Source organism: Halostagnicola sp. A-GB9-2 (genome assembly GCF_030068615.1).
In the GTDB taxonomy this organism is placed as follows: domain Archaea; phylum Halobacteriota; class Halobacteria; order Halobacteriales; family Natrialbaceae; genus Halostagnicola.
Genome location: NZ_JASJOC010000002.1, coordinates 391,313 through 416,571 on the forward strand (window position 1 = coordinate 391,313; position 25,259 = coordinate 416,571).

At 61.0% G+C, this 25,259-nt stretch carries 24 protein-coding genes; 17 read left to right on the plus strand and 7 right to left on the minus strand.

Annotated features, from left to right (window positions below; genetic code table 11):
* Positions 1-5 precede the first annotated feature (5 nt).
* From QNM96_RS07390 to QNM96_RS07445, 12 genes are all read left to right on the plus strand, one after another.
* Entirely contained in the window at positions 6-2,258 is a 2,253-nt protein-coding gene (locus QNM96_RS07390; protein WP_283835420.1) for an NADP-dependent malic enzyme, read from the plus strand.
* Between the two features lie 118 nt (positions 2,259-2,376).
* Positions 2,377-4,281: an OB-fold nucleic acid binding domain-containing protein gene (locus QNM96_RS07395; RefSeq protein WP_283835421.1), complete on the plus strand. Its 1,905-nt coding sequence runs from the start codon at positions 2,377-2,379 to the stop codon at positions 4,279-4,281.
* Between the two features lie 436 nt (positions 4,282-4,717).
* Complete coding sequence (locus tag QNM96_RS07400; protein ID WP_283835422.1) at positions 4,718-5,506, plus strand: aldolase; 789 nt, start codon at positions 4,718-4,720, stop codon at positions 5,504-5,506.
* A gap of 141 nt (positions 5,507-5,647) precedes the next feature.
* A complete protein-coding gene (gene glpR, locus QNM96_RS07405) occupies positions 5,648-6,415 on the plus strand; it encodes an HTH-type transcriptional regulator GlpR (RefSeq protein WP_283835423.1) in 768 nt (255 codons plus the stop codon).
* On the plus strand, positions 6,412-7,338 hold the full coding sequence (gene pfkB / locus QNM96_RS07410) for a 1-phosphofructokinase (protein WP_283835424.1): 927 nt from the start codon (positions 6,412-6,414) through the stop codon (positions 7,336-7,338). The genes glpR and pfkB overlap by 4 nt, the downstream gene beginning before the upstream one ends.
* Before the next feature lie 230 nt (positions 7,339-7,568).
* Positions 7,569-8,768, plus strand: coding sequence for a PTS fructose transporter subunit IIC (locus QNM96_RS07415; protein WP_283835425.1), 1,200 nt, complete (start codon positions 7,569-7,571; stop codon positions 8,766-8,768).
* Positions 8,769-8,809: 41 nt separating this feature from the next.
* Positions 8,810-9,286 carry a PTS sugar transporter subunit IIA gene (locus tag QNM96_RS07420; protein WP_283835426.1) on the plus strand — a complete coding sequence of 159 codons (477 nt, stop codon included), beginning with the start codon at positions 8,810-8,812 and terminating at the stop codon, positions 9,284-9,286.
* Positions 9,283-9,573, plus strand: a complete 291-nt coding sequence (locus QNM96_RS07425; RefSeq protein ID WP_283835428.1) for an HPr family phosphocarrier protein — start codon at positions 9,283-9,285, stop codon at positions 9,571-9,573. Before QNM96_RS07420 ends, QNM96_RS07425 begins: the two co-directional genes overlap by 4 nt.
* A 4-nt stretch (positions 9,574-9,577) precedes the next feature.
* Positions 9,578-11,278 (plus strand): phosphoenolpyruvate--protein phosphotransferase, encoded by a 1,701-nt coding sequence (gene ptsP, locus QNM96_RS07430; protein WP_283835653.1) that lies wholly within the window; start codon positions 9,578-9,580, stop codon positions 11,276-11,278.
* A complete protein-coding gene (locus QNM96_RS07435; RefSeq protein WP_283835429.1) occupies positions 11,275-11,736 on the plus strand; it encodes a PTS fructose transporter subunit IIB in 462 nt (153 codons plus the stop codon). The genes ptsP and QNM96_RS07435 overlap by 4 nt, the downstream gene beginning before the upstream one ends.
* Positions 11,737-11,815: 79 nt before the next feature.
* Complete coding sequence (locus tag QNM96_RS07440) at positions 11,816-12,652, plus strand: class 1 fructose-bisphosphatase (RefSeq protein ID WP_283835430.1); 837 nt, start codon at positions 11,816-11,818, stop codon at positions 12,650-12,652.
* Positions 12,653-12,930: 278 nt separating this feature from the next.
* Positions 12,931-13,755: a cohesin domain-containing protein gene (locus QNM96_RS07445; RefSeq protein ID WP_283835431.1), complete on the plus strand. Its 825-nt coding sequence runs from the start codon at positions 12,931-12,933 to the stop codon at positions 13,753-13,755.
* 24 nt (positions 13,756-13,779) lie between these two features.
* On the opposite strand, the gene QNM96_RS07450 is transcribed toward QNM96_RS07445, so the two are convergent.
* Positions 13,780-14,103: a hypothetical protein gene (locus QNM96_RS07450; protein ID WP_283835432.1), complete on the minus strand. Its 324-nt coding sequence runs from the start codon at positions 14,101-14,103 to the stop codon at positions 13,780-13,782.
* A 108-nt stretch (positions 14,104-14,211) separates the two neighbouring features.
* Between QNM96_RS07450 and QNM96_RS07455 the strand changes: the two genes are divergently transcribed.
* Positions 14,212-15,147 carry an A/G-specific adenine glycosylase gene (locus QNM96_RS07455; protein WP_283835433.1) on the plus strand — a complete coding sequence of 312 codons (936 nt, stop codon included), beginning with the start codon at positions 14,212-14,214 and terminating at the stop codon, positions 15,145-15,147.
* 96 nt (positions 15,148-15,243) lie between these two features.
* Here QNM96_RS07455 and QNM96_RS07460 read toward each other — a convergent pair whose 3' ends face one another.
* On the minus strand, positions 15,244-15,900 hold the full coding sequence (locus QNM96_RS07460) for a hypothetical protein (protein ID WP_283835434.1): 657 nt from the start codon (positions 15,898-15,900) through the stop codon (positions 15,244-15,246).
* 135 nt (positions 15,901-16,035) lie between these two features.
* Here QNM96_RS07460 and QNM96_RS07465 point away from each other — a divergent pair, with 135 nt between their 5' ends.
* Complete coding sequence (locus QNM96_RS07465; protein WP_283835436.1) at positions 16,036-16,620, plus strand: thymidine kinase; 585 nt, start codon at positions 16,036-16,038, stop codon at positions 16,618-16,620.
* Positions 16,621-16,822: 202 nt separating this feature from the next.
* Positions 16,823-17,395, plus strand: a complete 573-nt coding sequence (locus QNM96_RS07470; protein WP_345782527.1) for a hypothetical protein — start codon at positions 16,823-16,825, stop codon at positions 17,393-17,395.
* Positions 17,396-17,452: 57 nt separating this feature from the next.
* On the opposite strand, the gene QNM96_RS07475 is transcribed toward QNM96_RS07470, so the two are convergent.
* The 5 genes from QNM96_RS07475 to QNM96_RS07495 form a co-directional block, all read right to left on the minus strand.
* A complete protein-coding gene (locus QNM96_RS07475; RefSeq protein ID WP_283835440.1) occupies positions 17,453-17,773 on the minus strand; it encodes a hypothetical protein in 321 nt (106 codons plus the stop codon).
* 75 nt (positions 17,774-17,848) lie between these two features.
* Positions 17,849-19,531, minus strand: a complete 1,683-nt coding sequence (locus QNM96_RS07480; RefSeq protein WP_283835443.1) for a methylmalonyl-CoA mutase family protein — start codon at positions 19,529-19,531, stop codon at positions 17,849-17,851.
* Between the two features lie 179 nt (positions 19,532-19,710).
* Complete coding sequence (locus QNM96_RS07485; protein WP_283835445.1) at positions 19,711-20,337, minus strand: GNAT family N-acetyltransferase; 627 nt, start codon at positions 20,335-20,337, stop codon at positions 19,711-19,713.
* Positions 20,338-20,441: 104 nt separating this feature from the next.
* On the minus strand, positions 20,442-21,020 hold the full coding sequence (locus tag QNM96_RS07490) for a DUF2150 family protein (protein WP_283835446.1): 579 nt from the start codon (positions 21,018-21,020) through the stop codon (positions 20,442-20,444).
* A 131-nt stretch (positions 21,021-21,151) separates the two neighbouring features.
* A complete protein-coding gene (locus QNM96_RS07495; RefSeq protein WP_283835448.1) occupies positions 21,152-22,003 on the minus strand; it encodes a TatD family hydrolase in 852 nt (283 codons plus the stop codon).
* A 119-nt stretch (positions 22,004-22,122) separates the two neighbouring features.
* On the opposite strand from QNM96_RS07495, the gene QNM96_RS07500 reads away from it, so the two are divergent.
* Both QNM96_RS07500 and glmS read left to right on the plus strand, forming a co-directional pair.
* Entirely contained in the window at positions 22,123-23,295 is a 1,173-nt protein-coding gene (locus QNM96_RS07500; protein ID WP_283835449.1) for a sugar phosphate nucleotidyltransferase, read from the plus strand.
* Between the two features lie 2 nt (positions 23,296-23,297).
* Entirely contained in the window at positions 23,298-25,202 is a 1,905-nt protein-coding gene (glmS, locus tag QNM96_RS07505; protein ID WP_283835450.1) for a glutamine--fructose-6-phosphate transaminase (isomerizing), read from the plus strand.
* Positions 25,203-25,259 lie beyond the last annotated feature (57 nt).

The window sequence follows — 25,259 nt, forward strand, 5'->3', positions numbered from 1 at the left end:
TTTCTATGGGACTCGAAGAGGACGCACTCGACTATCATCGCGAGGAACCGCCCGGCAAAATCGAGATTCGGACGACCAAATCGACGAACACCCAGCGCGATCTCTCGCTTGCGTACTCGCCCGGCGTTGCGGGACCGTGTCGTGAAATCGCGTCGGACGCTGATGACGCCTACCAGTACACTGCAAAAGAGAATCTCGTCGGCGTGGTGTCGAACGGCTCCGCGGTCCTCGGATTGGGCGACATCGGCGCGCAGGCGTCCAAGCCCGTCATGGAGGGGAAAGGCGTTCTCTTCAAGCGGTTCGCGGACATCGACGTCTTCGACGTCGAACTCGACCTCGAGGAGCCAGACGCGTTCGTCGAGTCGGTCGCCGCGATGGAGCCGACCTTCGGCGGCGTCAATATCGAGGATATCGCCGCACCCGATTGCTTTCGCATCGAGGAGCGCCTCCGCGAGCGAATGGATATTCCGGTGTTTCACGACGACCAGCACGGCACCGCGATCATCAGCGGCGCCGCGCTGTTGAACGCCGTCGAACTGATCGAAAAGGACCTCGAGTCACTCAAGGTAACCTTCGCAGGTGCGGGCGCGGCGGCGGTCGCGACTGCGCGGTTCTTCGTTTCGCTCGGCATCAAAAGAGCAAACATCACGATGTGCGATATCGACGGTATCCTCACGACCGAACGCGCCGAGGCTGGCGATCTGAATGCGTATAACCGAGAGTTTGCATCCGACGTTCCGGGAACTGAACTGGCCGATGCGATGGCCGATGCGGACGTCTTCGTCGGACTCTCCGCGGGCGGAATTGTCTCCCCGGAGATGGTCCGGTCGATGGCTGAGAACCCGATTCTCTTCGCCATGGCGAACCCCAATCCGGAGATCGGCTACGAGGAAGCCAAATCCGCACGCGACGATACGGTCATCATGGCGACCGGCCGCTCGGATTACCCAAACCAGGTCAACAACGTTCTCGGGTTTCCATTCATTTTCCGCGGCGCGCTCGACGTGCGTGCAAAGCAGGTGAACGAAGCGATGAAAGTCGCCGCCGCCGAGGCGCTCGCCGATCTGGCGAGACGAGACGTTCCCGACGCGGTCCTCAAAGCGTACGGCGACCAGCCGCTCCAGTTCGGCCCCGAGTACATCATCCCGAAACCACTCGATCCCCGCGTTCTGTTCGAGGTCGCACCCGCGGTCGCGGGCGCGGCAATGGAAACCGGTGCCGCACGAACGAATATCGACCTCGAGGCGTACGTCGAACGGCTCGAGGCGCGTCTCGGAAAATCCCGCGAGATGATGCGGATCGTCCTCAACAAGGCCCAGAGCGAGCCGAAACGGCTCGCGCTCGCGGAGGGCGGACACGAGAAGATCATTCGGGCGGCCTACCAGATCGCCGAGCGAGAGATCGCCGAACCGGTTTTGATCGGCGATAAGGACGAGATCCGGTCGACCGCGGCGAACCTCGGGCTCGACTTCGAGCCGGAGGTTGCTGATCCGACGGACGGCTCGTACGACCACTACGTCGAAACCCTCTACGAGGAACGGAAACGAAAGGGAGTCACCCGAAACGAGGCCGAAGAGATGATCCGCGAGAGCAACTACTTCGCCTCCGTGATGGTCGAAAGCGGCGACGCCGATGCGATGTTGACCGGATTGACCCATCACTACCCCTCGGCGCTTCGACCACCCTTGCAGGTCATCGGAACGGCGTCGGACGCCGATTACGCCGCGGGAGTCTACCTGCTCGCGTTCAAAAATCGGGTCGTCTTCCTCGCCGACGCGACCGTCAACCAGAACCCCGACGAGGAGGTGCTGGCCGAAGTGACCCGACACACGGCGTCGCTCGCCGAACGGTTTAACGTCGAACCGCGCGCCGCGTTGCTGTCGTACTCGAACTTCGGAAGCGTGGACAACGAAGGGACCCGAAAACCGCGCCGCGCCGCTCAACTGCTTCGGGACGATCCGGCCGTCGAGTTCCCTGTCGACGGTGAGATGCAAGCAGATACCGCGGTCGTCGAAGAAATGCTGACCGATACCTACGAGTTCACCGACCTCGAGAAGCCGGCGAACGTCCTCGTCCTGCCGAACCTCGAGGCCGGAAACATCTGTTATAAGTTGCTCCAGCGACTGGGCGGCGCGGAAGCGATCGGTCCGATGCTCGTCGGGATGGACAAACCGGTCCACGTCCTGCAGCGGGATGACGAGGTGAAAGATATCGTCAATCTCGCAGCAGTCGCGACCGTCGACGCACAACGGCAGTAACTGGACGATTCCCGTCCCGAGAATACGTCCTCGGAACAATTCGTCGAACGCAGATTGCCACTGAGGGTATCGTGTCTTGACAAGGGTTATACGCTCCCATCTCAAATACCGGGTCAAGATGACACGCGAGTCTGCCGGGGTCCCCGGCGACGACGACGGGGATTCCGTCGTTTACGATCTTGCTGCTGATTGCACCGCTGAGGATCTCGAAGAAGGAAGCCCATATCTGGCCGAAATCAACGGTATCGTCGACTACGGCGTCTTCGTCGATGTCTCTGATTCCGTCTCCGGGCTCGTCCACGAATCCGTCCTCGAGGGTACCTACCGCGTCGGCGACGAGATCGTCGTCGAACTCGAGAGCGTTCGAGAGAACGGCGACATCGCCTTCGAGCCGGCCGACTTCGAATCCTACACGCTCGAGGAGGTCTCCCACGACTACACGCTCACCGGAAGCAACCGACTCGAGGCCAACGTCGGCGACCAGATCCACCTCGAAGGAAAGGTCGTGCAGGTCAAACAGACCGGCGGTCCGACGATTTTCCACGTCACGGACGAATTCGGCGTCGTTCCCTGCGCGGCGTTCGAGGAAGCCGGCGTCCGGGCCTACCCGCAAGTCGAAGTCGGCGACATCGTTCGCGTCACCGGCACGCCCGAGCGTCGCGAGGACGCGGTTCAGATCGAAGTCGACGGCCTCACCAAACTCGACGGTGAGATCGAAGCCGACGCCCGAGAACGCCTCGAAGAGGCCCTCGAAGAGCGATCCCAACCGCACGAGGTCGAACCGCTTATCGACTGGCCGGCATTCGAGAAGCTCCGACCGAACCTCGAGGAGGTCGCGACGAAGCTCCGCCGAACGGTTCTCGAAGGACGGCCGATCCGCGTTCGCCACCACGCAGACGGCGACGGCATGTGTGCGGCCGTTCCGGTCCAGCTCGCACTGGAGCGGTTCATCACCGATGTCCACGAGGACGACAACGCGCCACAGCACCTGATCAAACGGCTGCCCGCGAAAGCGCCGTTCTACGAGATGGAAGACGCCACGCGGGACCTCAACTTCGCGCTCGAGGACCGCGAGAAACACGGCCAGCAACTTCCGCTCCTGTTGATGCTCGACAACGGCTCGACGGCGGAGGACGTTCCCGCCTACGAGACGCTGGCTCACTACGATATCCCGATCGTCGCGATCGATCACCACCACCCCGACCCCGAATCTGTCGAGGGATTGCTCGATGCCCACGTCAATCCGTACCTCCACGACGAGGACTACCGGATCACGACGGGAATGCTCTGCGTGGAGCTCGCGCGGATGATCTACCCGGAGATGACCGACGAACTCCGCCACATCCCCGCAGTTGCCGGACTCTCGGACCGGTCGAAAGCCGACGCGATGACCGACTACCTCGCGCTCGCTGACGAGGAGGGCTACGACGAAGGTCGTCTGCAGGATCTAAGTGAGGCACTCGACTACGCCGCGTTCTGGCTCCGATACAACTCCGGCGACCAGCTGATTCAGGACTTACTCCAGATCGGCAGCGACGACGAGGAGCGCCACCGAGAGCTCGTCGAATTCTTCGCCGACCGAGCACGCGACGAAGTCGACGACCAACTCGACGCTGCGATGGCTCACTTGGAACACGAGGACCTCGATAACGGCGCGCACCTCTACCGGATCGACGTCGAGAACTACGCCCACCGGTTTACCTATCCCGCGCCGGGTAAAACGACGGGCGAGATTCACGATCGCAAGATCGAAGAGACGGGCGATCCCGTCATCACGGTCGGCTACGGACCGGACTTCGCCGTCCTCCGAAGCGACGGTGTCCGCCTCGATATTCCCGTTATGGTTTCGGAACTCGAGGAGGAGGTGCCGGGTGGCGGCGTCTCCGGCGGCGGCCACCTCGTCGTCGGCTCGATCAAGTTCGTCAAGGGAAAACGCGAGGAAGTGATCGACGCGCTCGTCGAGAAGATGGCCGAGGCCGACATCGACGAGGAGCTTTCGACCGCGGCACCGATCGACGACTAACGACGCCGCTCGCGGTTGTTCTTTTTGTGTTGTTTTCAGACGACAGTTTTCGCACGCGTTAGTGAGACAGGGCTGGTTAGAATCGGAGGACGGCTGGGCCGGACCCGTCGAGAGCCGCTTTCGAGTCACTGTTAGCGCTCGCGGCTACCTGTTGTCATCGCTTGCGAGAAGATGGGACGACCGCCTCGAACTCGAGCGATCGAAGATAGTCTCGATCGGATCCGCCTCAGACACTGATTGCATTGTCTCTGTACGAGCAACGGATTGAATAGGCTGTTCACGGAGGCTGGTTCGACAGGCTAGACAGTAGCAACCTCTCGAAGACCACCGAAGCGATGATGGACTGTGTTCGTCAGACTGTTTTTACAATATTAAACAAGACTAAACAATCATAAACGGTACTACTTAGCCACATTGAATACTCATTTCTGATTGGATGCGACAACTCACCGAGACACCGCTCGTACGGGATGGAAAGTCAATCATTCTCGCGCACGATCACGGGCTCGAACACGGACCCGCTGCGTTCGACGACGTGCCTGAGAGATTGGATCCGAGGACGGTCTTCGAGATGGCAACCCACGACGCCGTGACCGGGTTTGCAGTCCAGAAGGGATTGGCGGAGACATACTACCCTTCCTACGACGATGACGTGAATTTGTTGGCGAAGCTCAACGGAACCAGCAGTCTCTGGATGGGCGAACCGTACTCGCCACAAACGTGTTCGGTAGAGTACGCGCTCGAGCTCGGTGCAGATGCCATCGGATACACGGTGTACCCAGGAACCAACCGTGAAACGGAGATGTTCGAGGAATTCAGGGACGTCCAAGAGCGCGCTCGCGAGCACGACGTTCCGGTAGCCATGTGGTCGTATCCGCGTGGACAAGCGCTAAAGGAACATCGTCACCCGGAGGTCATCTCGTACGCGACTCGAATCGCCCTCGAGCTCGGCGCGGACATCGCGAAGGTGAAGTATCCGCGCAGCGGGCAGGCGATGGCCGACGCTGTCGCCGCGGCGGGTGACGTCAACGTCGTTCTGAGCGGCGGATCCAAAGCCGATGATCGTGAGTTCCTCTCGCTGGTCGAAACCGCGATGAACGCGGGTGCGAGCGGTCTAGCGGTCGGTCGTAACGTCTGGCAACGGGAGAATCCCGAACAGATCCTTGACGCGCTCGAGGCGGTCGTCTTCGAGGGAGCGACTACCGACGAGGCACTCGCCGAGTGATTCCCGGCTCGAAACCCAGAGACCAGTCGAATATCACTACCACGAGCACCGCATTGCTCGTCGCGCGGACCCGATCAAAAACGCTCACAATCAGATAGAAATATGAACGCCGCTGCACTATCGGTGGGTACGCAAACCGCTATGCTCCCAGCAGTTAGAAAACGCGAAATCGTCGAGTTAGTTTCCGAGCAGGGTGAATGCTCCGTCGCCGAACTCGCTGCAGAGATGGATTGTTCGAAGGCGACGATTCGTCGCGATCTCAGCGATCTCCAGGACAGGAAGCTTATCGAGCGCTCTCACGGTGGCGCAGTTCCGGTAACGACCGTCGGGAACGAACAGACCTACGGTCAGAAGGAGGTGCAAAATCTCGACGGAAAGATGCGAATCGGGGAACGAGCAGCCGAGGAGATCACCGAGAATCAGGTCGTGTTCTTCGACTCCGGTTCGACGACGATGCAAGTAGCCAAGAACGCACCCGAGAACAGGTCGTTCCTTGCAGTCACTAACTCGCCGGTTTTAGCTATCGAACTGGGAGAGCAGGCCAACGACGTAAAACTCACCGGTGGATCGCTCCGCCACGAGACTCGCGCGCTTACAGGGCCGAGTGCAGAACGGTTCATGGAGCGAACGAACTTCGACGTGTTGTTTTTAGGAACGAATGCGATCGGACCGTCCGATGGGTTAATGACACCGAACGAGGACGAAGCCCGGCTGAAGTCGCTGATGATCGAGAACGCGGGCCGAGTCGTGCTCGTCTCCGATGGTTCCAAAATCGGGAAACAGAGTTTCGTGAAATTTGCCGAGTTAGAGGACATAGACATGTTTATAACGGATACGACGCTGTCCGATGAACAGTACGAGCCGTTCGAATCTGCTACCGTGGAAGTCATCCAGGAGGTCGAGCAGTGATCCTGACAGTGACGCTCAACCCCGCGGTCGATCACACGCTCAAAGTAGATCGCTTCCCCGTTCCTGATCGAGTCGCGAGGGCAGACGCCGCGCGTGTTGATCCCGGCGGAAAGGGGATCAACGTCTCGAAGTATCTCGTCGAACTAGAGACGGAAACGGTCGCTACGGGCATCGTCGGTGGCTTCCTCGGGAAATTCGTCCGCGACAGCTTGGCCGCTGGCGAGATCAACGGTGACTTCGTGGAAATCGATGGACGAACACGACTCAATACCACGATACTGGCGGACGACGCCGAGTTCAAGATCAATCACGATGGACCGACAGTGTCCCAAAGTGCGATTGACGACCTTCTCGACACGGTCGAGCACAAAAGTCCCGATACCGTTGTCGTGGGCGGCAGTCTCCCGCCAGGTCTCGGCTCTGACACTATCGATCGGATCGCTCGAGCTGGAGACTGGGAGACAGTAGTCGATGTCGGTGGATCCCTTCTCGAAGAGCTGAACGCATCGTACGCACTATGCAAACCAAATCGTGAGGAACTCGCTGCGGCGACTGGAAGTTCGGTTAGCTCTCTCGAGGAGTGCTACGACGCAGTCGAAGCGCTTCGTCGAATGGGCTACGATCGAGTGATTGCGTCGTTGGGTTCCGATGGGGCGATCATGTCAACATCCGATGATTGCTTCCACGCCGCGGCAGTCGATACCGAGGTCGTTGACACGGTCGGTGCTGGCGATTCGCTGTTGGCAGGCGTCCTCTCTGCACTCGATCGAGGATCGACGGATCGGGAGGCCCTTCGGGCTGGAATGGCGGTCGCTTCACGCGTCGTCTCGGTCCCTGGAACGGACATTCCGCCGCTTGATGACGTAGCGGATACAACCAATCGCGTCTCCATCTCGGCGCGGGGGATCAGCCCGGATGGGTAGCGACTGCTTGTGATCGATTACTACATATTCCTCGGAGTGTTTTCGTCTGTGATCGGTTACTCTTTTACTTTCGATTTAGTTGTCTTCCCTTTGTAGCTTGTATATCCGTGCCTCTCGTTATACAATACAACGATTTGAATGAACACGTCCATATTTAATCCATATTTAAAAATCAGAAAAGATCATATTCGAAGACTATATTGAATAATACAGAGGATATATAGCAGAGCATGCCACCAGTAGACAAAGCAGAGGACGCACTCCGTTCACACATCACCTCCGTCAAGGAACACGTGATGACCGGCGTGTCGTTCATGATCCCGTTCGTCACAATCGGGGGGATATTCCTTGCAGTGGCGTTCATGATCGCCGAACTGCCCGATACCGTCTTCGGGTTCTCGATGCCCGGTGCAGGGACGACGACGGAGTCAGTCTTCGAGGAAACCGGGACGCTCCCCTGGTATATGGCCGAGATCGGGGATCTCGGTCTGACGATCATGGTCCCTATTCTGGGAGCGTACATCGCGTACGCGATCGCAGATAGACCGGGACTAGCACCAGGATTTATGCTATCGTGGGTGATCCAGCAGGAACACATAATCGAGGCAGCGGGCTCGCTCGTCGGTTTTACGGCCGACGGCGCCGTCGCCGGGTTCCTCGGCGCGCTGGTTGCGGGCCTACTGGCAGGCTACGTTGCACGGTGGATGAAAGGTTGGGCGGTACCTTCGGTTATCGAGCCGATGATGCCGGTGTTGATTATCCCGGTGTTCACTACGGCGCTGTTAGCGCCGCTCGTGATCGTCGGATTGGGAGTCCCCATTGCAATCGTCGATGATGCGCTGACGAGTTTCCTCGAGGGAATGACAGGAGCAAACGCGCTCTTTCTCGGCGCGATTCTGGGGGCGATGATGGCGGCCGACATGGGCGGCCCCATCAACAAGGTCGCGTACGTGTTCGGCGCTGCGCTCGTCGGTGACCAGATCTTCGGGCCGATGGCCGCGGTGATGATCGCCGGCATGACGCCACCGCTCGGACTGGCGCTTTCGAACTTCATCGCACCCCAGAAGTACTCAGCCGAGATGTACGAGAACGCCAAAGCGGCGGTGCCGCTTGGCCTGTCGTTCATCACCGAGGGCGCGATTCCCTACGCCGCAGCCGACCCCCTTCGCGTCATTCCGAGCTGTATGATCGGCAGCGCGACCGCCGGAGCAGCCGCGCTCTGGCTCGGGGTTACGATGCCCGCACCCCACGGAGGTATCTTCGTATTCCTCCTGTCGAACAGCGCGCTGTTGTTCCTCGGTTGTATCGCCCTCGGGACGATCGTAACCGCGGCCGTCGCGACGGCCATCAAGCCGGACTTCGAAAAGACAGTTGCCGACGTTGAAACCGAAACTAGCACAGCCACTCAGGCGACGCAAGCGAACGACTAAGCCACCGATAGTTAACTACCGTTCACCACCACACACTCACTATGACGGAAACACTCACCCAGGATCGCATCGAGACGCTCGCCGCAACCGATCAGATCACGCTCGACTCGGCACCCGCCGACAAACGGGCCTGCATCGAATATCTGCTGGATCTACTCGTCGATGCTGGCCGCGTCGAGAACCGCGAGACGGCTCTCGAGGCACTGCTCGCTCGAGAAGCGGAGACGACGACCGGCGTCGGCATGGGAATCGGGATCCCCCACGCACAAACTGACGCCGTTAGCGAGCCGTCCGTGGCGTTTACTCGCTCGGAGGAAGGCGTCGACTTCGGCTCGATGGACGGCGAGCCCGCACGGCTCATTTTCATGATTCTCGTTCCCGAATCCGGCGCTGACGATCACCTCTCCATCCTGAGTACGCTCTCGCGAGCACTCATGCACGATGAAACACGGGATGGACTTTATGACGCGGAGACGCCGGAAGACGCACAGGCCGTTCTCAAGGAGGCGGTAGCATGAGCACCGAACGAACCGTGACGATCGTCCCCGAGGCCGGATTGCACGCTCGACCGGCCGCAACGTTCGTCGAGGCAGTCAACGATCACGAGTCGGACGTTCAGGTCGGCCATACTGACGAGGATGACCTCATTTCGGCTGGGAGCATGATCGCGGTCACGAGCCTCGGTGCCGAAGCCGGCGAAGAGATCCGGCTTCTCGCGGACGGTCCCGACGAAGAAGCGACGCTCGACGCCCTCGAGCGCGTCTTGACCAAACCCGAGGACGAGATTGCCAATGTCGACACCTGAACAGATGTCGGAACGCACGCTTACCGGTACTGGAGCGACGCCTCGCTCCGACGTGGGGACGGTCGTTTGGTACAGTTCCACCGCCGAACTTCCCGACCCCGACGACGGCACTGTCGAGCCAGACGTCGAGCGCGAACGGTTCACGGACGCACGCGAAACCGCTCGAGACGAATTAGAGGACGAACGGGAACGGACTGCCGAACGCGTCGGCGAGCAGGAGGCCGAAGTCTTCGACGCGCACGTGCAGTTCCTCGAGGATCCACAGATCGAAGATGGTGTCGAAAGTGCGATCGAGGACGGTCTACCGGCCGAACACGCCGTCCAGCGGGCGTTTGCCGATCCGATCAAACAGTTCGAGGGAATGGACGGGCGGATGGCCGAGCGGGCCGATGATCTGCGCGACGTTCGCGATCGGCTCGTTCGGCTCCTCATCGACGGCGAACACGTTGATCTTGGTGGCCTTCCCGAAGGGACGGTCGTGCTCGCCGAACGGCTCACGCCGAGTGACACCGCTCAGCTCGATCCCGAATGCGTCGCCGGGTTCGCTACCGTGACCGGTGGCAGGACGTCCCACGCGGCGATATTCGCTCGCTCACTGGCCCTTCCCGCTGTCGTTGGCATCGGCGAGGAACTCCACAATATCGCCGCCGACGCGACAGTGGTCGTCGACGGAGAGGCCGGTGAACTCGTCGTTGAGCCGAGCGAGGAGCGCCGCGAGTCCGCACGGGCCACTCGCGAGGTGGAAGTCCGCGAGGAGCCGGTAACGACCGCCGACGGAACCGAAATCGAAATCGCGGCCAACGTCGGCCAGCCCGCCGAGCTCGAGGGGACGAAGGCTCAGGGGGCCGACGGCATCGGCCTTTACCGCACTGAATTCCTGTTCCTCGATCGCGAGCAAGCACCCGACGAAAACGAGCAGTACGAAACGTATACGGAGGCCCTCGAGACGTTCCCGGACGGCCGCGTCGTCGTCCGAACGCTCGACATCGGCGGCGACAAGCCGATTCCCTACCTCGACCTGCCCGAGGAGGAGAATCCGTTCCTCGGCGAGCGAGGGATTCGCCGATCACTTGGGCCCGACGCCGACCTTTTCGAGACGCAACTTCGCGCACTGTTTCGGGCGGCTGCAAACGGGGAGGGCCAACTGTCGATTATGTTCCCGGTCGTCGCGACACCCGAGGAACTCTCCGCCGCGCTCGAGACAGTCAGTACGGTCGCGCAGGCGCTCGAGGAGGAAGGAATCGACTACGCGGTCCCGGAACTCGGCGTCATGATCGAAACGCCCGGAGCCGTGTTTGCCGCACCGGAACTCGCCGAGCAAGTGGACTTTCTCAGTATCGGGACGAACGACCTCACCCAGTACGTTATGGCCGCGGCGCGTGAAAATGAACGCGTCGCGGATCTCCGAGATCCACGCCGACCGGCCGTGTTGCGGGCAATTTCCCGAACCATCGAAGCCGCCCACGAAAACGACGCGTGGGTTGGGATGTGTGGAGAGATGGCCGGTAATCCGGAACTGACCGAACTCCTCGTCGGACTGGGTCTCGACGAGCTCAGCATGAGTGCGGTTACCGTCCCGGACGTCAAAGCGGCCGTCCAATCGATCGATACCGATGCGGCGGCCGAGCACGCGTCGCGAGCGCTCGAGGCAACGACCAGAGAACACGTTATCGACCGAATTCAACGCAACAACGCCAACCAATGAAACTCGTCGCAATCACGTCGTGTCCGACCGGTATCGCACACAGCCAGATGGCAGCAGAGAACCTCGAGACGACTGCCGAGGAGCAGGGCCACGACATCAAAGTCGAGGTCCAAGGCGCGATGGGCGCCGAAAACGAATTAACGGCCGACGAAATCGACGCTGCCGAGGCGGTCGTCATCGCCGCGGATACGGCGGTCAATCAAGACCGCTTCGAAGGCAAACCGCTCGTCAAGGGAACCGTCAAGGACGCGGTTAACGACGCCGAGGGGCTGATCGAGCAGGCGCTTCAACGGGCCGAAGGTGGCGAAGCCGGTGCTACCGGGGTTTCCGAAAGCGACGCTGCCTCGGGGAACAGCGGGGAGACTACCACAACCTCGGCGAGCGATACCGAAACCGAACAGCTCGGAGGTGACCCATCGAAGGGGCTCTTCGCCCGTCTTCGGAGGCTATTCTCGTGAATACACCGCGCCGACTTGGATCGAACACGAGTCCAGTAACGGCCTCGACGAGCAGGTTGTCCTTGAGCGGGTGGTCTCGATGACCGACGTACGCCACCTCGTCGATGCGATCGCGGCAGTGATACCCGAAGTTCGCGAGCAGTTTCGGGAAGCTCGCGGGAAGACGGCGACGGAAAACCCAAGTGGAGACATCCAGTCGTCTGCGGATCGACAGATCGATCGACTATTTCGTGACAAGCTCGCGTCGCTCGACGCAGTCGGGACGTTCGCCAGCGAAGAACGTGAAGGCGTTGAGAACGTCGGTGAAGGGTTCAGCGTTGCCATCGATCCGCTCGATGGATCGTCGAACCTTCAATCGAACAACATCGTTGGAACGGTGGTCGGTGTGTACGACGCACCACTTCCAGCGAGCGGTCGTGATCTCGTCGCCGGTCTGTTTGTCCTTTATGGACCGTTTACAACGGTTACCGTTGCCGTCGACGAATCGGTAACTCGGTACGTCGTCGACGATGGCGAAATCGTCGACGCAAATCCGGTGATCATTCCCGACGAGAGCGATATTTGCGGGTTTGCGGGCGCGACGAACGAGTGGCCAAAACCTGTCCGAGAATGCTGGGACGACCTGCACCGGGACTACAAACTTCGATATACGGGTGCAATGGTTGCAGATATCACCCATTTGCTCGTCAACGGTGGACTGCTCGGCTATCCCGAGCGCTCCTCGAGTCCTCACGGCGACCTCCGACTCCAGTACGAAGCCAACCCGATCGCATATATCGTCGAGACCGCTGGTGGGCGTTCTTCAACGGGTCGAGGATCGATCCTCGATCGTAGTCCTGAGGAGCTCCACCAGCATACCCCAGCCTACTTCGGCAATGCCGAGCAGATCGATTTCCTGGAGTCAACATTGTCGTGACAGTCTCGCCACCGTGAGTTGTCTTTTTGGACGCATATTCTTGCGAGTCGTGAGGACTGTGTACGAGCAGAAATACCCTCCAAGCCGTCGAATGTAGTTCCTCGTATAGTCGGCGTAAATGGGTCGTGTCTCAACTGTTCTGCTCCCGACTAGTCTTCCCCAGTTCCGAGCACTCGCCGAGACTCGAGACCCCTGAACCTCGATCGAATCAGGCCGCCGACTTCATCGTCTGCAAAACGAGACAATCAGTTTATCGTGACAGATCGAGTGACTGAGCAATGAACGGATTCGGCGACGGTAGAGTGGCCGGCACCTGGGTTCTCGTGGCCGCAGTCGGAACGGCGATGACTCTCGGTATCGCGCTCGGAGTCGGCGCACTCGCGGGAACCGCGTCGGCCGGAGACGGTCCTGCGGTCGTGACGCCCGAACCGGAAACGGTCGAGGCCGAACCCGGCGAGGAGTTCGACGTGACCGTCAACCTCGAGAGCCACGGCGGCTACGGACTCGAGTCGCAGGTCGAATCGGTTCGGTTGCTTGCACTCGCCCACCCGGACTATCTCGAGGTTACCGATATCGAGGCCGGGACGTGGCTTGAGGAAGAAGAGACCGAGGTCCGTACGGGGACAGAAATCGCCGACGACGGGTCGATCGCCGAGGCGGTTCAGTATCGAGATCCGCCGGCGGGCGGGACGACGAACGACGGCGAGTACGCCACGCTCACCGTTCGAGTCGCCGAGGATGCGCCGCCGTCAGAGGCCACGCTCGAGTTCGACGAGACGGGCGTCATGCTCACGGACAGTTATCCGCAGGCGGTTACCGGAACAGATCTCACTGTCGAGATCGATGGCGGTGGAGAACACCACGTCGCGTACGACCACGGTGATCTCGAGGCATTCGGTCACGCGGAGACGTTCGCCGAAACGGGCGGCGGCGAGGAGATTCCGACCGAACTCGCGCCGCCGGAATCCCAATCCGAGGACGAGGATGCGAGCGACGACGGAGGGTCAGATGGCGGCGATTCGGTTCCGGGGTTCACCGGTGTTGGTGTAGGACTGGCGGCGCTTTTGGGTATTATTGCAGTCGTCGTGCGGTCGCGTCTTTGACTCGCAAACCGTTTTGGACCGACGTCAGAACTGGTACCGTCGTTCGTCGTCCATGGAGGGATAATTGTCCGCGCCGGTCATCTCCTCGAAGGTCATTCCGGAGAGATATTCGTCGTAGGTCACATCGTAACCCGAGCGCAGGTGGAAATCGAGGGTTCCGGTTTCAACGGTCGACTGAAAGAGCATGTGAACCGCACGGCGAACGAGTTCGTCCGTTGCTTCGGGTTCTAAGGCGGTCTCGAGCAGTGCGAGTTCGTTTCTGGTTTCGCGATCCAGCGCAATGTCGAGGTCGTCTCCCAGCTCCGAGTACGATTCCGTGATTTCGTCGTTCAGATCGTCGAGGCTCATATGCAGGTGGACTCGAGAACGCCGTATATGGCTTTCGTGCTCGCCTCGCAATCGCCGAGCGGGCCGAAGATCACCACGCCTAAGCCGTCCCTTCCCTAACCACCGGCGATGACAGACGCGGAAGCGGATCAGGACCGACAGTCTGCGTGGACGCTTCCCGACGACAGAGCGGCCGTTCGATCGGCCTTGATCGAGTGGTACGAGGACGACCACCGATCGTTCCCCTGGCGCGAGACCGACGACGCCTACGAGATCCTCGTCAGCGAGGTGATGAGCCAGCAAACCCAACTCGGACGCGTCGTCGAGGCCTGGGAAGAGTTTCTCGAGCGCTGGCCGACGACAGCCGATCTCGCGGCCGCGGATCGCTCGGAGGTCGTCGGCTTCTGGACGTCTCACAGTCTCGGCTACAACAACCGAGCGAAGTACCTCCACGAAGCCGCGGGCCAGGTCGAAGACGAGTACGACGGCGAGTTTCCGGAGACGCCCGACGAACTCGAGAACCTGATGGGAGTCGGTCCCTACACCGCGAACGCGGTCGCGAGCTTCGCGTTCAACAACGGCGACGCTGTGGTGGACACGAACGTCAAGCGTGTCGCGTACCGAGCGTTCGGTATTCCTGACGACGACGACGCGTTCGAGGAGGCGGCGAATCAGCTCATGTCCGAGGGCCGTTCGCGGGTCTGGAACAACGCGATCATGGAACTCGGCGGGGTCGCCTGCGGGCAGACCCCGCGATGTGACGAAGCCGGCTGTCCGTGGCGAGAGCGATGTGGTGCGTACGCGACAGGGGACTTTACGGCACCCGACGTACCCACACAGCCGTCGTTCGACGGCAGTCGACGGCAGTTTCGCGGGCGAGTGATCGGGACGTTACAGGAGTACGACGAACTCGCAATCGACACGCTCGGCCACCGGATCCGCGTCGACTACACACCCGACGGAGAGCACGGACGGGAGTGGCTTGAGGGAATTCTCACTGACCTCGAAAGCGACGGACTGGTCGAACTCGAACAGGGTGAGGACGGTCTCGTCGCGCGACTGTAGGTCGACCGAAGCGCGGTAGAACACGGGCGTTCCACGGACGTTCGGGCGTTGGGCGCTCGAGCGCAGACTGCGCAAGATCCGACTATCCGCACGGACTCACGGCTCGAGAGTGATCGTGAATCGCTGTTGGTGGGCAAGAAACATGACGAGTGCGAACAGTGCAAACCCGACCTGAACGGCCTCGATGTGGAGGATGATCTGTGTCGTCTCGAGTGATATCGGCGGTGAGACGACCGACCAGTCGACGAACCAGACCGACGACAGCAACGCTGTGGCACCCGTCGCGATGAGAAATGCGGGCACGACGGCACACCGAACGCGGGGGAGCCGACTGGAGGGGCGGGCTCCGTGAAACACTCGCCGTTCCAGCGAAAAGTGACCTGTCAACATCGCAACAAGGAGGATACCGGCCGCGAGAACGCCGGTGACGCCGCCAACCCACTCGGCGACCAGCAACCAGAGGGTCCACCCGGCGGTGACGAAAACTGCGGTACCGAGCCGACGCGGTTGGATGATATCCCCGAGTTCGCTCGTCGTCGCTCCGAAAACGGACGCCCGCACAAGCGAGCCACAGAAGAGAATCCCGATGCCGGCGAGGGCCGTCGAGACGGTCCGCGTCTCGAGGACGACGAGAAGGAACCACGATCCGACCGCGATGGCTTCGATTGCAGTCGTGAAAATTGCGGCGGTCACCCCGATAACCCGTCGTCTCGTCGTTTGACCGAGAACCTCGGGTTGCCGGATGACGCTCATGGCAATCACTGGGTTCGGGATGTTCCGGTTTCGTTATGTGAGGCTTTATTCATCTTGGGCTAATTCGGATTACAGGACGTTCCGGGCGGACCGAATTAACAACACACTTAACGACGCGTTTCCCCGTTGAAATCGATGCACGCGATCACGAACAGCGGGTGGATCGAAGTCATCACGGGGAGCATGTTTTCGGGCAAAACGGAGGAACTCCTCCGCCGATTGCGCCGCGCGGAGATCGCGGGCCAGGAGGTTGCGGTGTTCACCCCCGCTATTGACGATCGATACGGAGACGACGTTATCGGATCCCACGACGGCCGGAGCTGGGATGCGACAGCGATCGATCCGGAGACGGACCTCCAGCAAATTTTTGCGGAGTGCAACGGGGAGGCGGTCGTCGCGTTCGACGAGGCCAACTTCTTTTCGGACTCGCTGGTTGATATCTGCGAAGAACTCGCGGCTGATGACCGACGCGTGATCGTCAGCGGCACCGATCAGACCTACCGCGGAGAACCCTTCGACCCGCTCCCGCAACTGATCGCCGTGGCCGAGTATGTAGAGAAGTTTCAGGCAATCTGTGCGGTCTGTGGCGAACCCGCAACGAGAAATCAACGGTTCGTCGACGGCGAGCCCGCACACGTCGACGACCCGACCATTCTCGTGGGTGCCGAAGAGTCCTACGAGGCACGTTGTCGTCACTGTCACACGCTTCGAGACGACTAAACGCTGAAATCGATGTTCTCGAGCAAACCCCTGGAGGAACCCGAACTCGAGCCATCCCAACCTCGAACAAATTCGAGTAAGCACGTCTTACTCGCGACTCCGGTCGAGTACGTGGGCGCTACGGTGGCCCGAAAACGGTGATGCGATCGGAACGTTGGACAGAACTATTTAGGGGGATGTTGTCGGCCAAATTATGCCCGACATGGAACAACAGGACGAGTCGCTATCGACTCTCCTCGTCAAGGAAGCAGTCAGTAAAGGAATGGATTCCCCGATGCGAGAACCAATTCTCGAGGCGGTCGAGGAATCCGAGGGGTCCGGGTCGATGGGTGGCCGGGTGCTCCCGCTGGCGGGCGGGCTGATCGGATTGGGTGTCGCGATCGGCTACCTCATCGGTAGCGGCGAGTTGGATACCGACGAGACGCCGCTCGAGGATATCGAGAAACCAGGGCCACTCAGCGAGGCGACCGAAGAGGTGAGTGAAACGATAGAAGAGACCGGCTCCGAATCCGAAGTGGAATCCGAGTCCGAAGCCGACGAAAAAGGCGGATCGAGTCGATTGCCGCGGATCTTTCTCCTGATCGCCGGGATCGTCGGCCTCGAGTTGTTGCGCCGCCGTCGAGGATCCGACGACGACGAAGAGTGGGAGCCGATCGAGGAGTTCGAACCGGCGACGAGTGCGTCGTTCGACGACGAATCGGAAAGCGAGGACGAGCAAGAAGCGACGGCCGGTGACGGTGAGGACGACGACACTGACGAAGCGGTCGAAGAATAGCTGGCGTGATTTATTCGAGTGGATTATTTCGAGCGAACCGACGAGATTCGACAGTCCCTATTCCGTCGACGGTTCGACCTGAAACGTGACCGACACCGAAACGGACGGCCCGGTCAAGTCCCCGCTCATCGATATCGAATAGCTGGCGGCTGACTGTGCGCTCGCGAGGTCGTCGAGTCGTTCCCGAAGCCGCTCGAGCCACTGCTCGAGGTCTCCTGCAATTTGGGGGCTGGCTTTGGCAGTCGTCTCGGGAAGTTCGATCGACGGCTGGTCTTCGAAGTGGGCGTTCGCCAGCATGACGTGTGCCTGTAGCTCCTCGAGCGAGTTCGTCGATTCCAAATCCTCGAGCAATATCGAAAGGCCATCACTATTGGACATACACCACATCGAACCTGATCGGTGAAAGCCATTACGGGGCCCTGTCCATGGTCTATAATCAGAGGGGAAACCGATTTATACCGCGCCGCCGGCCTGGTACTCGCCGAACTCATCGCGCATCACGTTGCAGATTTCGCCGACGGTCGCGTAGGATTTGACCGCCTCGATGATGTAGGGCATGATGTTCTCGTCACCGTTCGCCGCCTCGCGAAGGGATTCGAGGGTCGCCTCGACCGCTTCGTCGTCGCGTTCAGAACGGACGTTTTCGAGCCCCTCGACCTTTCGGCGTTCGTCTTCCTCGGTGACCTCCTCGACATCCATCGCCGGATCTTCGTCAACCTCGAACTCGTTGACGCCGACGATGATTCGCTCTTTCTCCTCGATTTCGCGCTGTCGGTCGAAGGCCGTATCCTGAATTTGGCGCTGGACCCACTGTTGTTCGACCGCTTCGAGCATGCCGCCGCGTTCGTCGACCTCCTCGAGCAGTTCGTAGGCCTCTTGTTCGACGTCGTCCGTCAGGCTCTCGACGTAATAGCTACCCGCGAGCGGGTCGATGGTGTCGGCCGCGCCGGACTCGTGGGCGAGGATCTGCTGGGTTCGGAGTGCAGTTCGGACGGATTCTTCAGTGGGGAGGGCAAGCGCCTCGTCCTTGCCGTTGGTGTGAAGGCTCTGGGTTCCGCCCAGAACCGCGGCGAGCGCCTGGTAGGCGACCCGAACGACGTTGTTCTCGATCTGCTGGGCCGTGAGCATCGATCCCGCCGTCTGGGTGTGGAACTTGAGCTGTTTGGATTTCGGATCGTCGGGATCGAACCGCTCGTCCATGATATCGTGCCACATTCGCCGGGCCGCGCGGAATTTCGCGACCTCCTCGAAGATGTTGTTGTGGCCGTTGAAGAAAAAGGATAGTTGGGGAGCGAAGTCGTCGACGTCAAGTCCGGCGTCGATCGCGGCCTCGACGTACTCGATGCCGTCGCCCAGCGTGAACGCGAGTTCCTGGGCGGCGGTCGCGCCTGCCTCGCGGATGTGATAGCCCGAAATGGAGATCGTGTTGAACTTCGGCGTTTCCGCGGCACAAAAGTCGAAGATATCCGTGATAATTCGCATCGACGGCTCGGGCGGGTAGATGTACGTGTTTCGCGCGATGTACTCTTTGAGGAGGTCGTTCTGGATCGTCCCGCGGAGTTCTTCCCGGTCGACGCCCTGGTGGTCGCCGACCGCGATGTACATCGCGAGCAACACCGATGCCGGGGCGTTGATCGTCATCGAGGTGCTCACCTCGTCGAGCGGAATCCCGTCGAAAACGGTGAGCATGTCCTCGAGAGAGTCGATCGCCACGCCGGCCTTGCCGACCTCTCCTGCGGCCATCCCGGCGTCGGAGTCATAGCCCATCTGGGTCGGCAGGTCGAAGGCCATCGAGAGTCCGGTCTGGCCCTGATCGAGCAGATAGTGGTAGCGTTCGTTCGTGTCTTCGGGAGTGGAGAATCCGGCGTACTGGCGCATCGTCCAGAGTCGCCCTCGGTGGCCCGTCGAGTAGACACCCCGCGTGTACGGCGGTTCGCCCGGATAACCGATATCTTCCTGGTAATCCAGATCTGCGACGTCCTCGGGCGTGTACAGTCGATCGACCTCCTGTCCGCCCGTATCCGTCGTAAACGACTCTTTTCGCTCACCGAACCGTTCGATCACCGGTTCGACTTCGGTTTCCTGCCACTCTTCGCGCCCGGCGCGGATTTCCTCGAGATCGTCAGGGTCGAACATTATGGATTCCTTGGCGGGGGAGGGCTTGAAGGTTAATAAACGCGCGCGACTTGCCGCTCGCGGTTCCGGTTCGCTTTGTTCGATCCCGGTCGAAGACTTCGGCTACTTGATCGAGAACCGACCCGTCAGCGCAATCTTCCTGCCTCTTTCGAGGGGATCCTGCCTGCTTCATGTGCGTATTATCGTCCCGTATCATACTTGTAGGTCGCCGAGTCGGAATCGATCCCGAAGTCTTCGGGGGACTCTTCGGTCGACTCCGCCGATTCGTCGCGTTCGGTTGCCCGCTTGAACGCCTCCCTGAGCCGTTCCGGAAGCTCGAACGATTCGATGTCAAGGACGAGTGGAATCGCCTCCGGATCGATTCCGTTTCGCTTTTCCTCGAGTCTGTTGACGAGCGGCTCCGGAAGCGAACTCTCTTCGATCCGGCGGAAGCCGAACTGCCGCAGGTAGTCAGCTTCGCCGGTAAGGGCGTAAACGGTTTCGAAGCCGTCGTCTCCCGCATACTCGACAAGGCGCTCGATGATGTGTGCGCCGACGCCCTGTCCGCGCCAGTTCTCGAGGACGCCGATACTGGTAAGCTCGCAGCACTCGGTTGGTTCGTCCTCGGGCGACTCCGTGTCGCCGCCTTCTGAATCGGCGTCGGTTTTGTGGACGCGAATCCGGGCAAATCCCGCTTTTGCCCCCGACTGTTCGTCGATCGCGACGACGTAGTCTCGAGAGCGAAACGACGTTTCGTCGAGACCCATTGCCTCGATGTGATCGAGAAGCCAGACCTCCTCCCTGTTTTTCGCGTCCCGAACGTACATGATTCGACGTACGTGACCGGCACCCTAAAGCGTTTATGGGGGGACAATAGCGGGATTCGAACCGATATCGACCGCGGATCGGAAAACGAAACGAGATCGAGTGGCTATTCGTCCTCTTCGACGACTTCCGGATCGCTCATCGCGCTCTGTAAGCTATCGAGGCCGTTGATCCACTCGGTGACGAGACCATACTCGAGTTCCTCCGCCATGGTCATGTCGAGTTCTTCGCCGTCGATGATCAGCGTCCCGGCCTGTGCGGCGTAGCCAAGCGCCGCATCGAGATCCTCCTCGGCTTCGGCGTCGGCCGCCGCGCCGACGTAATCGTTGACGTTACCGTCCTCTGCGGGACCGTCTGCGACGTACTCCTCGGCGGCGAAGAAGACACAGACGAGACTCGTCTGGACGCCGTCGACGAGGATCAGTTTCTCTTCGTCGTCGATGTCGACTTCCGAAAGGACGATCTCTCTGACGTCCTGGATCTCCTCAAGTGCGGTCTCCTGATCGATCTCCCCGTCGTCGTAGGCCGAGACAATTTTCGCGATGGCGATCGCCGTGTCGTCCTGCAGGTTCAAGAGCAGGCGCGCGGACGATTCGTCTTCCGGATCGATATCCTCGTCCTGGATACGACCGATCCAGTTTTGCCACCGTTCTGCTGAATAAAACTCCGTCGGGGGATTGCTCATACTCACACCTACACCGGCCGCTTGAAATGCCTTTCTCTACATCAGTCGTTCCCTGGAAGTGTCAAACCGCGAGTTTGCCGGGCGCTGCCCACGTTTCGAGCAGAACTACGGTCGCGCCACGCCCGCGCCTGCTACGTGTTTCCGAGCGTCGCCTTCGTATCGATTCCGTAGACGTGTTCCGGCGTCTCGAGGTGGGCAATCCGGACCGCATCTTCGAGGCCCTCCTCGAGCAGCCAGCGAACCCGCCGGGGAACCGTTTTCGGTCCGAGCACGGCACCCGGCCGGTCGGGGTCGTCGACGAAGTCGGTCTCCATCAGGAACGGCTCGCCGCGCTCGGCCGCGACCTCGAGTCGATCCTTCTCGCTCATGACGCTCGGCGTCGGCCCCTCGAGCCGACCCGCGGCGTAGTGTTTGACGACGCGATGAGCCGGGAGTCCCGCCTCTTCCGCCCACGCGGCAACCTCCGGAAGCGATTCGCTCGCTTCGGTGTGCAACTGAACCGCACACTCGAGGGCCGCGCCGTGGTCGAACGCGTGGCACATGACGTCGTTGGAGGCGTCCCAGACGGCGTCGTCGACGTCGTAGTGAGGACGCCCCGACTTCAGCGCCAGCGCGTCGCCGGATTCGACGTACTCGGCGGCGAGATCGATCCCACCTTGCATAACGTCTCGAGCGGCTTCTGGTTCGTATTCGCGCTCGTCGACCAGCCGCGAGACCAGCCCGGGGTGAACCCCGAGGACGGGCCAAGCTCGCCCGTCGAGCACCTCGGAGGCCTCCTCGACGACCTCGATCGTTCGCTCGAAGACCGGGCGAAAGTCCTCGCCGGTTTCCGCCTCGACGCCGAGGTACCACGAGGGTTTGTTGACGACCAGTAGATGCGTTCCGCCGAGTCGAGCGAAGTCTTCGACGGCGTCGATACCGCGACCGTGGTCCGGATCCAGATGCATGTGGTTGTCCAGTACCGGCGTCTCCTCGTCGATCATGAGCGGATATGGGCCCGCCTCGAGTGAAAAGTCACCGACTTGCTGTCGACTCGAACGAAGGCGACAGTCCGACATTCCAACCAGTAGAAATACACACGAGGATTGCATCTACCCGACCAATGAGCGTTCGATCCGCGATCGTGCTGGCCGCGGGTGAAGGAATTCGTCTTCGTCCGCTGACCAGACATCGCCCCAAACCGATGTTGCCCGCCGCGACGAAGCCAATCCTCGAGCACGTTTTCGACGAACTCATCGACGCCGGCATCGAGCGACTGACCGTTGTCGTCGGTTACGGACGGACCGCCGTTCAGTCCCACTTCGGGTCGATCTACCGGGACGTCCCGATCGAGTACGCGATCCAGAACAAACAACTCGGCAGCGCCCACGCGCTCGAAGCGGCGCTGCCGACCGTCGACGAAACGTCGCTCGTCGTCAACGGCGACCAGCTAATCGACGCGTCGATTATCGAGGATACGATCGATCGCCACGACTCGGATGCGGCCGGAACAATCGCGGTGATCTCCTCAAGTAACGTTACGGAATACGGCGGCGTCATCGTCGATTCGGACGACACCGTTGCCGAACTCGTCGAAAATCCGACCGACGACAGAAACTATCGGCTCAACGCGGGCGTCTATGTACTGGAACCGGAATCGATCGACATCGTGACGACTGTCGACTCGTGTCGCGGGGAGTACTCGCTGATCGACGGATTCTCCAGCCTACTCGAGCGGGGAGAGACCGTCAACGCGGCCCGAACCAGCGGGGAATGGATAGACGCGACGTACCCCTGGGATCTCCTTGAGGTTGCCGAAACGCTGTTCGAAACGGGGACCGTCGAGAGCTGTATCGCGCCCTCGGCACAGGTTCACGAGTCGGCGACGATCGTCGAGCCGTCGATTATCGCTCCGGACTGCGTGATCGGCCCCGGTGCGGTCGTCGGGCCGTACGTCTCGCTCGGCGACAATGTCACCGTTGGGTCGAACGCAACGCTCGAAACCAGCGTCATCGATTCGGATACCCGGATCGGAGCGAACGCGACGGTCGCCGACTGCGTCACCGGCCGAGGCGTCAAAATCGGGACCGGATCGACGGTCGTCGGCGGGCCCGGTGACGTCCGAGTCGAAACAACGGTTCACGAGGGAGAACGGCTGGGTGCGTTACTGGCCGATCGCGCACGAGACCAGGGGGGCGTCACCTACGGGCCGGGGACCATCGTCGGTTCCGAGGTAACGATCCACGCGGGGGCGACGGTGAGCGGGTCGATCGACTCCGAGACGGAGGTCCGGTAGGAATGTGTGGCATCATCGGTTACGTCGGCTCGGCGGACGCCAACACGCCTGACGCGATCGACATCCTGCTCGACGGGCTCTCGGAACTCGAGTATCGGGGATATGATTCCGCCGGCGTCGCGCTCGCCAACGCGGAACTCGACGTGTACAAATCCGAGGGTGAACTCGAGGAACTCGTCTCGTCGCTTTCGGTATCTGAGCTTCGCGAACCCGGGGTCGGCATCGGCCACACGCGCTGGAGCACTCACGGACCGCCGACGGACACGAACGCGCATCCCCACACCGACGACAGCGGGCGCGTCGCGGTCGTTCACAACGGAATCATCGAGAACTATCAAACGCTTCGAGACGAGCTAACGGCCGAGGGCGTGACCTTCGAGAGCGAAACTGACACCGAGGTCGTTCCGTATCTTATCAGTCTGTACCTCGAGTCGGCCGAGAACGCAGACGGCGTTCGGAGTGACGGGGGGAGCATCGTCTACGAACGAGCGTTCCGCCGGGCAATCGACCGGATCGAGGGCAGTTACGCCATCGCGGCCGTCTTCGAGGGCGACGAGACGATCTACGCGACGCGAAAGGAGTCCCCGCTCGTGCTCGGCATCGAGGAGAACGGCGACGGACGTGCCGGGGATGCCGACGGGCAGTCGACCGGAGCCGAAGGCGGCTACTACCTCGCCAGCGACGTACCGGCGTTCATCGAGCACACCGACCGCGTCGTGTACCTCGAGGACGAGGAGTTCGTTCGCCTCAACGGTGAGGGATACGAGGTTAGCGATGAAGACGGAACGACCATCGAGAAGACGGTCAAAACGGTTGATTTTGACGCTGAGGATACGGGAAAAAGCGGGTACGACCACCACATGCTCAAGGAGGTTCACGAACAGCCCTCGGCGCTCAGGCAGTGTCTCCGCGGTCGAGTCGACGAACTGGCGGGGACCGTCACGCTCGAGGAACTCGATACGTTCGTCGAGCAGGAGTTCGCCGCCCCGATAGAGTTCGTCGCCTGCGGAACCTCGTACCACGCCGCCCTCTACGGAGCGTCGCTGTTGCAACAGCGGGGAATACACGCGACCGCAACCATCGCGAGTGAGTACACGACTGACCGCGTTCCGGTCGACGACGACACGCTCGTCGTCGGCATCACCCAGAGCGGGGAAACGGCGGACACGCTTCGTGCGCTCCGCGAGGCAAACCGCGCCGGCGGGACGACCCTCGCCGTGACCAACACCGTGGGAAGCTCCGCCGCTCGAGCGTGCGACCACGCGCTGTACATTCGAGCGGGGCCGGAAATCGGCGTCGCGGCGACGAAGACGTTCGCGAGCCAACAGCTGACACTGTTGGTCCTGAGCGCCGCCGTGAGCAGTCAGATCTCGCACGACGAGATCCAATCGTTACGCCGCGTTCCGGATCAGGTACGGACAATACTCGAAACAACGAGCGCGCGGGAGGTTGCCGAGGAACTCGTCGGCTCCGATGCGTTCTTTTTCATCGGACGCGGCTTGCACTACCCGGTCGCACTGGAGGGCGCGCTGAAGTTCAAGGAGATTACGTACGAACACGCCGAGGGCTTTGCGGCCGGCGAACTGAAACACGGTCCGCTCGCGCTGGTCACCGAGAACACGCCCGTCTTCGCGGTCGTGACGGGAGACGGCCAGACGGCACGGAAGACGATTTCGAACATCAAAGAGGTCGAGGCTCGAGACGCTCCGGTGGTCGTCGTCACCGACGGCGCGTCCGACGTCGAACGGTACGCGGATTACGTTCTGGGAATCCCCGAAACCAACGAACGCTGCGCGGCCGTCCTTGCGAACGTACAGTTACAACTCATCGCCTACTGGGTCGCCAACACGATGGGGCGATCGATCGACAAGCCGCGAAATCTCGCAAAGAGCGTGACCGTCGAATGACTGGCGACTTGCCGGCAGGGCGGTGGGAGCCGGACCGATATCGGGGAGAAAGGTTCC

Excerpts from the sequence above, each read along its gene's own strand:
- QNM96_RS07390 (WP_283835420.1), top strand. The coding sequence starts at position 6 with ATGGGACTCGAAGAGGACGCACTCGACTATCATCGCGAGGAACCGCCC.
- QNM96_RS07395 (WP_283835421.1), top strand. The coding sequence starts at position 2,377 with ATGACACGCGAGTCTGCCGGGGTCCCCGGCGACGACGACGGGGATTCC.
- QNM96_RS07400 (WP_283835422.1), top strand. The coding sequence starts at position 4,718 with ATGCGACAACTCACCGAGACACCGCTCGTACGGGATGGAAAGTCAATC.
- glpR (WP_283835423.1), top strand. The coding sequence starts at position 5,648 with ATGCTCCCAGCAGTTAGAAAACGCGAAATCGTCGAGTTAGTTTCCGAG.
- QNM96_RS07415 (WP_283835425.1), top strand. The coding sequence starts at position 7,569 with ATGCCACCAGTAGACAAAGCAGAGGACGCACTCCGTTCACACATCACC.
- QNM96_RS07420 (WP_283835426.1), top strand. The coding sequence starts at position 8,810 with ATGACGGAAACACTCACCCAGGATCGCATCGAGACGCTCGCCGCAACC.
- QNM96_RS07425 (WP_283835428.1), top strand. The coding sequence starts at position 9,283 with ATGAGCACCGAACGAACCGTGACGATCGTCCCCGAGGCCGGATTGCAC.
- ptsP (WP_283835653.1), top strand. The coding sequence starts at position 9,578 with ATGTCGGAACGCACGCTTACCGGTACTGGAGCGACGCCTCGCTCCGAC.
- QNM96_RS07435 (WP_283835429.1), top strand. The coding sequence starts at position 11,275 with ATGAAACTCGTCGCAATCACGTCGTGTCCGACCGGTATCGCACACAGC.
- QNM96_RS07440 (WP_283835430.1), top strand. The coding sequence starts at position 11,816 with ATGACCGACGTACGCCACCTCGTCGATGCGATCGCGGCAGTGATACCC.
- QNM96_RS07445 (WP_283835431.1), top strand. The coding sequence starts at position 12,931 with ATGAACGGATTCGGCGACGGTAGAGTGGCCGGCACCTGGGTTCTCGTG.
- QNM96_RS07450 (WP_283835432.1), bottom strand. The coding sequence starts at position 14,103 with ATGAGCCTCGACGATCTGAACGACGAAATCACGGAATCGTACTCGGAG.
- QNM96_RS07455 (WP_283835433.1), top strand. The coding sequence starts at position 14,212 with ATGACAGACGCGGAAGCGGATCAGGACCGACAGTCTGCGTGGACGCTT.
- QNM96_RS07460 (WP_283835434.1), bottom strand. The coding sequence starts at position 15,900 with ATGAGCGTCATCCGGCAACCCGAGGTTCTCGGTCAAACGACGAGACGA.
- QNM96_RS07465 (WP_283835436.1), top strand. The coding sequence starts at position 16,036 with ATGCACGCGATCACGAACAGCGGGTGGATCGAAGTCATCACGGGGAGC.
- QNM96_RS07470 (WP_345782527.1), top strand. The coding sequence starts at position 16,823 with ATGGAACAACAGGACGAGTCGCTATCGACTCTCCTCGTCAAGGAAGCA.
- QNM96_RS07475 (WP_283835440.1), bottom strand. The coding sequence starts at position 17,773 with ATGTCCAATAGTGATGGCCTTTCGATATTGCTCGAGGATTTGGAATCG.
- QNM96_RS07480 (WP_283835443.1), bottom strand. The coding sequence starts at position 19,531 with ATGTTCGACCCTGACGATCTCGAGGAAATCCGCGCCGGGCGCGAAGAG.
- QNM96_RS07485 (WP_283835445.1), bottom strand. The coding sequence starts at position 20,337 with ATGTACGTTCGGGACGCGAAAAACAGGGAGGAGGTCTGGCTTCTCGAT.
- QNM96_RS07490 (WP_283835446.1), bottom strand. The coding sequence starts at position 21,020 with ATGAGCAATCCCCCGACGGAGTTTTATTCAGCAGAACGGTGGCAAAAC.
- QNM96_RS07495 (WP_283835448.1), bottom strand. The coding sequence starts at position 22,003 with ATGATCGACGAGGAGACGCCGGTACTGGACAACCACATGCATCTGGAT.
- QNM96_RS07500 (WP_283835449.1), top strand. The coding sequence starts at position 22,123 with ATGAGCGTTCGATCCGCGATCGTGCTGGCCGCGGGTGAAGGAATTCGT.
- glmS (WP_283835450.1), top strand. The coding sequence starts at position 23,298 with ATGTGTGGCATCATCGGTTACGTCGGCTCGGCGGACGCCAACACGCCT.